The 1194-nt window shown below is 62.8% G+C and carries 1 protein-coding gene; it reads left to right on the forward strand.

Annotated features, from left to right (window positions below; all coding sequences use genetic code 11):
• Positions 1–67 precede the first annotated feature (67 nt).
• Positions 68–1054 carry an IS5 family transposase gene (locus NKJ73_RS34020; RefSeq protein ID WP_352572754.1) on the forward strand — a complete coding sequence of 329 codons (987 nt, stop codon included), beginning with the start codon at positions 68–70 and terminating at the stop codon, positions 1052–1054.
• Positions 1055–1194: the final 140 nt, after the last annotated feature.

Genomic DNA, 1194 nt, shown 5'->3' on the forward strand with positions numbered 1-1194 from the left:
TTGTGAGACCTTTGCACAGAAGCCGATTGGTGATTCTGTGATGATGGTCGAAGCAGGGAGATTCGGGATGGCGGATCGTGTTCTGGGTCAGTTGAGTCTGGCGGACGGGCTGGCGGCGTCGGACGAGACGATTTTCGACCTGGTATCGAAGGAACTGGACTGGGCACCGATCCGAACATTGCTGGGTCAGCGCAGCGGTCCCGGCTCGGGCAACACCAGCTACCCGGCGGAGGCGCTGGTGCGCTGTCTTTTGCTGGGCGTGTGGCACGGGCTGAGCGATCCGGCATTGGAGGCTCAGATCCGTGACCGGCTGTCGTTTCGCCGCTTTGCCGGCTTCAGCCTTTCGGACCGTACGCCCGATCATTCGACACTGTGGCGCTTCCGCGAGGAACTGACGCGCGAGCGGCTGATCGACAAGGTGTTTGAGGAGATCAACCGCCAGCTGGAGACGAAGGGCCTGATCGTCAAGCGCGGCACCTTAGTCGATGCGACGTTCCTGCAGGCCCGTGGGCGGCCGCCCAAGCAGCCGAAGAAGGGCCACCAGGGCCCGGCCAAGCCGTCGGCCGACAAGGACGCGCGCTGGGGCAAGAAGGGCAACAAGAGCACCTTCGGCTACAAGATGCACATCGGCGCCGACCAGGAGCACACCATGATCCGGCGTGTCGAGGTAAGCGACGCCTCGATCACCGACACCGAGGCGGCCGACAATCTGGTTTGCGGCGATGAGAAGGCGGCCTATGGCGATCAGGCCTACTACACCCATGCCAGGCATGATCGGCTGGCCAAGGCCGGGATCAAGGACCGGCTGATGCGGCGGCCCAACAAGCATCATCCCGAGTTGCCGGCGCGCCAGAAGCTGCGTAACCGGTTGATCGCCAAGGTGCGGGCGGCTGTGGAGCGGCCTTTTGCTGTGTTCAAGGAGCGCTACGGCATGCGGCGCCTGCGCTTCTTCAACCTCGCCGCCAACCGCACGCAATGCATACTAGCCGCCTGCGCCTACAATCTGCGGACCATGATCGGCGCCCTCTATCCACCTGGCGGAAAGCCGGCATGAGGAGGAGTCTGTCTAAAATCGGCGGATCGGCCGGTCATGCCGGTCGATGCCATACCAAGCCGTCGAAAACTGCTTTCCCGGCCTTCAAAAAAGCCCCATTAACTCACCAACCAGGATTTCGCTTCCCGTGCAAAGCCCTC

This window comes from Mesorhizobium sp. M0074, assembly GCF_040322975.1.
In the GTDB taxonomy this organism is placed as follows: domain Bacteria; phylum Pseudomonadota; class Alphaproteobacteria; order Rhizobiales; family Rhizobiaceae; genus Mesorhizobium.

Excerpts from the sequence above, each read along its gene's own strand:
- NKJ73_RS34020 (WP_352572754.1), top strand. The coding sequence starts at position 68 with ATGGCGGATCGTGTTCTGGGTCAGTTGAGTCTGGCGGACGGGCTGGCG.